Here is a 6,859-nt window from a genome sequence, read left to right on the forward strand (position 1 = left end):
GCTCTATAGTGGAGCGTTACGGCGACCCAGCAGCAGAGCGATGCCCAACGCCGGAAGCGTCGCCGTCGCGACGGCGAAGAAGACGAATTGCAGCCCGGCCGACCCAGCGACCAAGCCGAGCGCCGGACTGCCGAAGCCGAGCGCCACGTCGAGGAAGACGGTGTAGAGTCCCATGGCCAGGCCGCGGCTGCGTGGTGGAAGATGGGTTACGGCCTCGGCACCGAAACCGGGATAGACCAGCGAGTAGCCGAGGCCAGTCAGGCCCGCTCCGATGGCGGCGAGAACGGGCCCAGGCGCAAGCCAGATCAGCATCAGCCCTGCCGCCTCGACCGCCACGAAGATCACGGCGACGCGCGCGCCCCCTAACCTGTCAGGCAGGTGGCCGAAGCACAGCCTTGCCGCGATCAGCGACGCGGCATAAGTGGTGAAGGGAAGCCAGACCGGCTGCCAGCCGCGTTCGGCAAAGAGCAGCGCGCCAAAGGACAGGATCGCGCCATAGCCAAGGCTGCTGAAAGCAGCTCCGACGCCGGGAAGCCAGACCGCTTGCGCCACGCTCGTCCATGACTGTCGTGCGGCGCTCGCGGCGAGGCTGGTGCCACGCATAGGCAGGATGGCAAGCAGCGTCGCAAGCGGCAGGCCGACCGTCGCGAGTGCGATCGCGGCGAAGCCGCTCGCCGCGTAAAGCGCAGATCCGATCGGCGCGCCTAGCGCGAGCGCCGCGAACATCGCCGTGCCCACCCAGGCTAAGACCTTTCCGGAGTTTTGTCCGCCCGCAAGGGAGAGGCCCCAGGCGACGCCGCCTGTGATGATGAAGCTCTCAGACGCGCCCAGTACCGCCCGCCCGGCGAAGAGCGCCGATGCGGACGCTACCGGCCGGTCGAGCAATGCCAGCGAGCCGAGGTAAATGAACCCCGCCAGGACAGCGGCAATGAGGCCGACGACGACGGCCCGCTTGCCGCCGCGCCCATCGGCATAATTTCCGGCTCCAATGCGCGACAGCATCGAGGCGACGAACTGGCTGCCCGTCACCAGCCCGACTGCGAAGGGGCCGAAGCCGAGCTGCTGGTGAAGATGCAGCGGCAGGACGGGTAGCGCCAAGCCGATCAGGAGGAAGCCGGCGAAGACAGCCGCCATGATTGGCACCAGTTCCGCCATCGCGCCATTTCGGTCAGAAGTCCGCGCCATTGTGGCCACCGATAACACGTTGACAGCCGGGCTGTTCCGATCAGTAACGTTCGTAGGTCACGCGCCAGCCTTCGGCCGGATTGTCCGGCGTCAGGACCAGTTTGTTGTCCGAGACTTCGAATTTGCGTTTCATGCTCTTCCCGACAAGGTTGCGGACCAGGGAGGACTCGATCGTGATGACGAAGGTCTTGTCCTGGTCGTTGATGGCGACCGGCCCGTAATAGGCTTCGTAGCCATTCGCCGTGTAAGGCGTGTCCGGCGCCTTAGCGTCGGGGTTCTGGGCCTGCACCGAGAGGGTGCCGGCCTCGGTGAAGATGACCTGGCCGGAATATGGCACGGGCTTGAGGTTTCCCTCGGCACCGGCCTCGAGCGACCTCATGCGCCATGCGCCGATGATCGGGGACTCTTGGGAGAAAGCCGGCGTGGCGACCGAAAGCGCAAGCGCAAGGGCAGCGATCTTCAATCTCATCGTCATATGTCGTTGTTCTTTTTCTCGTTTGTGGGTGCGGACAGGCCGTCCGCCCAATCTTCGCTTACACCGAAAGCATGACCTTGATGGCGCGCCGCTCGTCCATGGCGCGGTAGCCTTCAGCGACCTCGGCCAACGGCAGCTTGAGGTCGAAGACCTTGCCGGGCTTGATCCTGCCCTTGAGCACACGGTCCATGAGGTCGGGCAGGAAGCGGCGCACCGGCGCGGGGCCGCCCAGCATGCGCTTCTGGCCGAAGAAGAGATTCTGGCCATCGAAGCTCACGCCATGCGGCACGCCGACATAGCCGATGGTGCCGCCGGGGCGAGAGCAGGCCAGCGCCTGGTCGAAGGATTCCGCCGTGCCAACGCATTCCAGCACCGAGTCCGCGCCGACGTCCTTAGTGAGCCCTTTGATCCGGGCCACACCTTCCTCGCCGCGCTCAGCGACGATGTCGGTCGCGCCGAATTCGCGGGCGAGTTTTTGGCGGCTGGCGTGCCGGCTCATGGCGATGATGCGCTCAGCGCCCATCTCCTTGGCCGCGAGGACGCCCATCAGGCCGACCGCACCGTCGCCGACCACCACCACCGTCGATCCTTCTCGGACCTCGGCTGCGTCGGCCGCATACCAGCCGGTGCCGAGCACATCGGACACAGCCAGCAGGTCAGGGATGAGTTCGGCCGGCGGCACCTCGGCGGTGGCGACCAGTGTGCCATCCGCCAACGGCACGCGGGCGTAAGGCGCCTGCGCGCCCGACATGAACTCGCGCTGCACACAGGACGACTGGAAGCCGAAGCGGCAATGCGGGCAGGTATTGTCGGAGAGGCAGAACGAGCCGACGACGAACTGGCCGGGACGGACCGTGCCCACCTCTGCGCCGACCTCGACGACGATGCCACAATATTCGTGGCCCATATGCATCGGGCCGTTGACCGGCTGCAGCCCGCGATAGGGCCACAGGTCCGAGCCGCAGATGCAGCTCGCCGAGAGCTTGATGATAGCATCCGTCGGGCGAAGGATCCTTGGGTCTTCGACTTCCTCGCAGCGGATGTCGCCGGGCTTATGAAGAACGGTTGCGAGCATTTTGCTTTCCTTTCGTTCAATCGATGTCAGGCGCCGTAGTCGGCGTCGCTGACGTGTTCCAGCCAGTCCACCACCTTGCCGTCTTTGACCTCCTGGAGGGCAATGTGGATCATGGCCGTCTCGGGTGAGGCACCGTGCCAATGCTTCTCGCCGGGTGCGAACCAGACAACGTCACCGAGACGGATCTCCTCGACCGGCCCGCCCTCGCTCTGAACGAGGCCGAGGCCGGAGACGACGATCAACGTCTGTCCAAGCGGATGCGTGTGCCAGGCGGTGCGGGCGCCCGGCTCGAACGTCACCTGCGCGCCCTGCACGCGCGCGGCGTCGAACGGGTTGAACAGCGGATCGATGCGGACCGTGCCGGTGAACCAGTCGGAAGGCCCCTCGCCAGACGGCCTGGTGCCTGCGCGAAGAATATCCATGGTGATCTCCTGTCAGATGCGTTCGATGCGAAGCGGGAACTTGCCGCTTACGTGTAGGGCCTCTTCGCCCGCGTCGAAGCGGCCGAGCCTGATCAGCCCGGGATGGCGGTAGTCGGCGTAGAACATGGCCAGATTGCCCCAGGGCATGAAGTAGCAAAGGTCGTATGGCCGCTCGTTGCCGAACGGGCCGCTGCCCTCCTCCGTCAGCTTGCGCGGCAGATAGGCAATCTTCTCGTTATGCGCGTAGTCGTCGATGGTGAGATCGAGCGGCAGCATGGTGAAGAAGTCGCGCGCCGACGGATTGTCGTAGAGCGTGGCGGTCATGGTCCGGCCATTGAAAATCATCTTGATCCTCATGTCGGTGGGCTCCTGGCTGCCTGGGTTGCTGCCCTGCTGGCTGCGGGCGGCCCGCGGCAGGACCGTTGCCGCGAGCGCGCCGCCGAGCAACGCGCGGCGGCTGAGGTCCGGACGGTCGATCGTCATGGCTGCCGTCATGGCTGCGACCTCCGGGCCAAATGCGATGCTGCAAAGGCGGCGAGCGCCGATCCACAGAGCAGCACCGCGCCGAAAATGAATGCACCCCACCAGCCGACCGTATCGAAGAGCGTGCCGCCGATCGCGGCGCCGCCTGTAATGGCGAGCTGGATGACTGCCACCTGCAGCCCGCCGCCGGCCTCTGCGTCGTCCGGCAACGTCCGGCTGAGCCACGTGCCCCAGCCAACGGGCGCGGCCGTGCCGAAGAAGCCCCAGGCAACGAGCAGCAGCGCTGTGGGAACCGGCAAGGCACCGAGGGCGATGAGCGCAGCTGCCAGCGCGGCCATGACCAGCGGGATGACGATGAGGATGCTGAACAGGCGCGTGCGCAAAAGCCGGCCTATGCAGAGGGTGCCGAGCACCCCGGCCAGCCCCATCGCCAGCAGGATCGCCGAAAGCGCGGCGATGTCGACCCTAGTGACGCTCTCGAGGAAGGGCCGCAGATAGGTGAAGAGCGCGAACTGGCCCATGAACAGCATCATGATCGACGCCATGCCGGTGGCGACAGGAAGACGGCCGAGGAGCGCCAGCGGATTGCCTGGACGCTTCCTCCGGCGCGGGGGCAGCGCCGGCAGGCTTGTCCACTGCCAGACCAGCGCCAGGAGCCCAAGCGGCACGACGAGGAAGAAAGCGCCGCGCCAGCCGACATAGGCGCCAAGAAAACTGCCCAGCGGCGCGGCGATGGTGGCCGCAATGGCATTGCCAGCGTTTAGCATGGCGAGACCCTTCGGAACCATGTCTTGCGGCACGAGGCGCATGACGATCGCGGTCGACATCGACCAGAACCCGCCGATCGCGATGCCGAGCAGCGCCCGGCCGACCATGAGGAACGCGTAGTTCGGCGCGAAGGTGACAGTGAGCCCGGACACGATGAGGAGAAGGGTGAAGCCGGTCACGACCAGTCGGCGGTCGATCCGGCGCGTGAGGCCGGCGACCAGCAGGCTGGTCACGACGGCGAAAGCGCCCGAAATCGAGATCGCCTGTCCCGTGCGGCCCTCGGTGATGCCGAGATCGGCCGCTAGCGGCGACAGCAGGCTGACCGGCATGAATTCCGACGCGATGAGCACGGAAACACACAGAGCCATCGACAGCACCGCGCCCCATGCGGCGCGGTCTTCGACAAGCCTTGTGTCGTAGGTCGTTTCCATAATTGGCATCCTTGCAAGGCGACGGGGGTGGATCAGCCGCCCATCCCCGTCACCATGCTGGAAGATATTGCAGAGGAACCCATTCTATTAGACTGAGTAATTCGCATGGACTTATCTGCTTATGATATAAATGTCCGACGGGAGGTGCCCTATGCAGCGCGATGGCATGAAGGATTTGCTCTGGTTCGTGGCGGTCGCCCGGGAGCGCAGCTTCACCAAGGCGGCGGCCAAGCTCGGAACCTCGCAGTCGACCCTGAGCTCGACAATCAAGGAGCTTGAAGCTCGTCTTGGCGTCCGCCTGCTGACGCGTACGACGCGGAGCGTCGCTCCGACCGAGGCCGGCGAGCGACTTTTCCAATCTCTTGTTCCCCGCTTCGAGGAAATCGAAGCGGACCTCGCAAGCCTGGTGGCCTTTCGCGACAAGCCCTCCGGAACGGTCCGTATCACGCTTTCCGACCATGCGCTCCAGACGACCGTCTGGCCGAAGCTGCAGCCCTTGCTCAGCGACTATCCTGACGTGTGCGTCGAACTCTACAGCGACAACGGCATGAAGAACATTGTGGAGGAGCGCTTCGACGCAGGCGTGCGGCTTGGTGAGAGCATCGACAGGGATATGATCGCAGTGCGCATCGGGCCGGATTGGAGGCTCGTGGCCGTGGCTTCGCCGGAGTACTTTTCCCGCCATCCGGTTCCGACCGCACCGCAGGATCTGGTCGATCATGACTGCATTAATATGCGGCAGGCGACGTTCGGCGGATTATATGCCTGGGAATTCGCCAGGGATGGCCGCGACCTTCGTGTGCGGGTGGAAGGCCAACTCACCTTCAATTCGTCCATTCCCATGATCGAGGCTGCGATAAGCGGTTTCGGGATCGCCTATGTCCCAGAAAACCTCGTCAGCCACCACATCGCCAAGGGATGCCTTAGGCTCGTGCTTGACGACTGGAGTCCGCCATTTGCGGGCTATCACCTCTACTACCCGAGCAGGCGACAGCTCTCGCCTGCGATGGCGGTGATCATTGAGACGCTCCGCCATCGCATCTGACTCCCAAGACTGTGCCTATGAATCATGAAGCTGACATTGGTAAATGGTAGGTTCTGACCCAAGCCATTTGACTTCTACGCTGCGGGCGGCTGCTTTCGCCTCAAAGCAGACGTGTAGCTCGCTCGCCTCTATGCCTGTGATTGTGATGGGTTTCGGATGCCGGCCGTCTACTGAGATGGCGTGGCTCGAGGCCGGCGTCCGGAAGCCTCCAGGGAAGGAACCCGCGGGGTGGAGATTTCGGTTTTGCGGCTATGGGGATTTGACGGTTCGGCTTGGTCCGTTGTGACCGCACCGATGGGCTTGGTGGGTGGGCAGGCGTAGCTCGATGGGCTGGCGATGGCTGTGCGCATTGCGATGCGGCCCTTGAAGAGCGGGCGGTTTCGGCGCTGCAGATGGTGCGGGACATGCGATCGGCCGGAGACGCACGATCGCCTCGGGCCGCCGACGACCAGAGTCCTCGGCGGGTATGCAGAGCGATGAAGAGCGGTTTGTGGTCATGGCGCCCTCGTCCAAGGCGGCGCGCGGGCGCGGTCGCCGCCGCGTTCGAAGGTCTCGATGACGATCATCCTGCCGCCGCAGCATGGACATGGCGGCCGCCAGTCCGATGGCGTGGCGGCATCGGCGCCCGTTCCGTTGCATTCGGCCTTGGGCTGCGGCGCGGCGAGAAGTTCGCGAGCGCGCGCGATGTTGGCCTTGGCGTGCGCACTGGCGAGCAGCCCATAGTGGCGGATGCGATGGAAGCCTTTGGGTAGCACGTGGAGCAGGAATCGGCGGATGAACTCGCCCGCTTCCAGCGTCATGGTCCGGTAGCGCTCGCTGCCATTGCGGCGGTAGTCCTTGACGCGGAATGTGACGCCCGCCTCGTCGAGCGCGATCAACCGGCTGTTGGAGATGGCGACGCGGTGGGTATAGCGCGACAGGTAGGCCAGCACGGCCTCGGGTCCGGCGAAGGGCGGCTTGGCGTAGACGAACCAG

At 65.0% G+C, this 6,859-nt stretch carries 8 protein-coding genes; 1 reads left to right on the forward strand and 7 read right to left on the reverse strand.

The window, feature by feature from the left end; genetic code table 11:
• Positions 1-3: 3 nt before the first annotated feature.
• The 6 genes from NKI58_RS10785 to NKI58_RS10810 all read right to left on the reverse strand — a co-directional run bounded on the left by NKI58_RS10785 (position 4) and on the right by NKI58_RS10810 (position 4,839).
• Complete coding sequence (locus tag NKI58_RS10785) at positions 4-1,185, reverse strand: arabinose transporter (protein WP_352785707.1); 1,182 nt, start codon at positions 1,183-1,185, stop codon at positions 4-6.
• A 40-nt stretch (positions 1,186-1,225) separates the two neighbouring features.
• Complete coding sequence (locus tag NKI58_RS10790) at positions 1,226-1,654, reverse strand: lipocalin-like domain-containing protein (RefSeq protein ID WP_352783484.1); 429 nt, start codon at positions 1,652-1,654, stop codon at positions 1,226-1,228.
• 64 nt (positions 1,655-1,718) lie between these two features.
• Positions 1,719-2,735, reverse strand: a complete 1,017-nt coding sequence (locus NKI58_RS10795) for a zinc-dependent alcohol dehydrogenase family protein (protein WP_352576068.1) — start codon at positions 2,733-2,735, stop codon at positions 1,719-1,721.
• Positions 2,736-2,761: 26 nt separating this feature from the next.
• Positions 2,762-3,157 carry a (R)-mandelonitrile lyase gene (locus tag NKI58_RS10800; protein WP_352576066.1) on the reverse strand — a complete coding sequence of 132 codons (396 nt, stop codon included), beginning with the start codon at positions 3,155-3,157 and terminating at the stop codon, positions 2,762-2,764.
• Between the two features lie 12 nt (positions 3,158-3,169).
• Positions 3,170-3,652 carry a cyclophilin-like fold protein gene (locus tag NKI58_RS10805; RefSeq protein WP_502897339.1) on the reverse strand — a complete coding sequence of 161 codons (483 nt, stop codon included), beginning with the start codon at positions 3,650-3,652 and terminating at the stop codon, positions 3,170-3,172.
• Complete coding sequence (locus tag NKI58_RS10810) at positions 3,649-4,839, reverse strand: MFS transporter (protein WP_031211387.1); 1,191 nt, start codon at positions 4,837-4,839, stop codon at positions 3,649-3,651. Before NKI58_RS10810 ends, NKI58_RS10805 begins: the two co-directional genes overlap by 4 nt.
• A gap of 151 nt (positions 4,840-4,990) precedes the next feature.
• Between NKI58_RS10810 and NKI58_RS10815 the strand changes: the two genes are divergently transcribed.
• Positions 4,991-5,884, forward strand: a complete 894-nt coding sequence (locus NKI58_RS10815; protein WP_023675440.1) for a LysR family transcriptional regulator — start codon at positions 4,991-4,993, stop codon at positions 5,882-5,884.
• A 494-nt stretch (positions 5,885-6,378) separates the two neighbouring features.
• Here the strand turns inward: NKI58_RS10815 and NKI58_RS10820 are convergent.
• On the reverse strand, positions 6,379-6,859 hold a 481-nt coding region (locus NKI58_RS10820), incomplete at its 5' end, for an IS91 family transposase (protein ID WP_352853194.1).

It is taken from the genome of Mesorhizobium sp. M0522 (assembly GCF_040321085.1).
Taxonomy (GTDB): domain Bacteria; phylum Pseudomonadota; class Alphaproteobacteria; order Rhizobiales; family Rhizobiaceae; genus Mesorhizobium.

Excerpts from the sequence above, each read along its gene's own strand:
- NKI58_RS10800 (WP_352576066.1), bottom strand. The coding sequence starts at position 3,157 with ATGGATATTCTTCGCGCAGGCACCAGGCCGTCTGGCGAGGGGCCTTCC.
- NKI58_RS10810 (WP_031211387.1), bottom strand. The coding sequence starts at position 4,839 with ATGGAAACGACCTACGACACAAGGCTTGTCGAAGACCGCGCCGCATGG.
- NKI58_RS10790 (WP_352783484.1), bottom strand. The coding sequence starts at position 1,654 with ATGAGATTGAAGATCGCTGCCCTTGCGCTTGCGCTTTCGGTCGCCACG.
- NKI58_RS10805 (WP_502897339.1), bottom strand. The coding sequence starts at position 3,652 with ATGACGGCAGCCATGACGATCGACCGTCCGGACCTCAGCCGCCGCGCG.
- NKI58_RS10795 (WP_352576068.1), bottom strand. The coding sequence starts at position 2,735 with ATGCTCGCAACCGTTCTTCATAAGCCCGGCGACATCCGCTGCGAGGAA.
- NKI58_RS10785 (WP_352785707.1), bottom strand. The coding sequence starts at position 1,185 with ATGGCGCGGACTTCTGACCGAAATGGCGCGATGGCGGAACTGGTGCCA.
- NKI58_RS10815 (WP_023675440.1), top strand. The coding sequence starts at position 4,991 with ATGCAGCGCGATGGCATGAAGGATTTGCTCTGGTTCGTGGCGGTCGCC.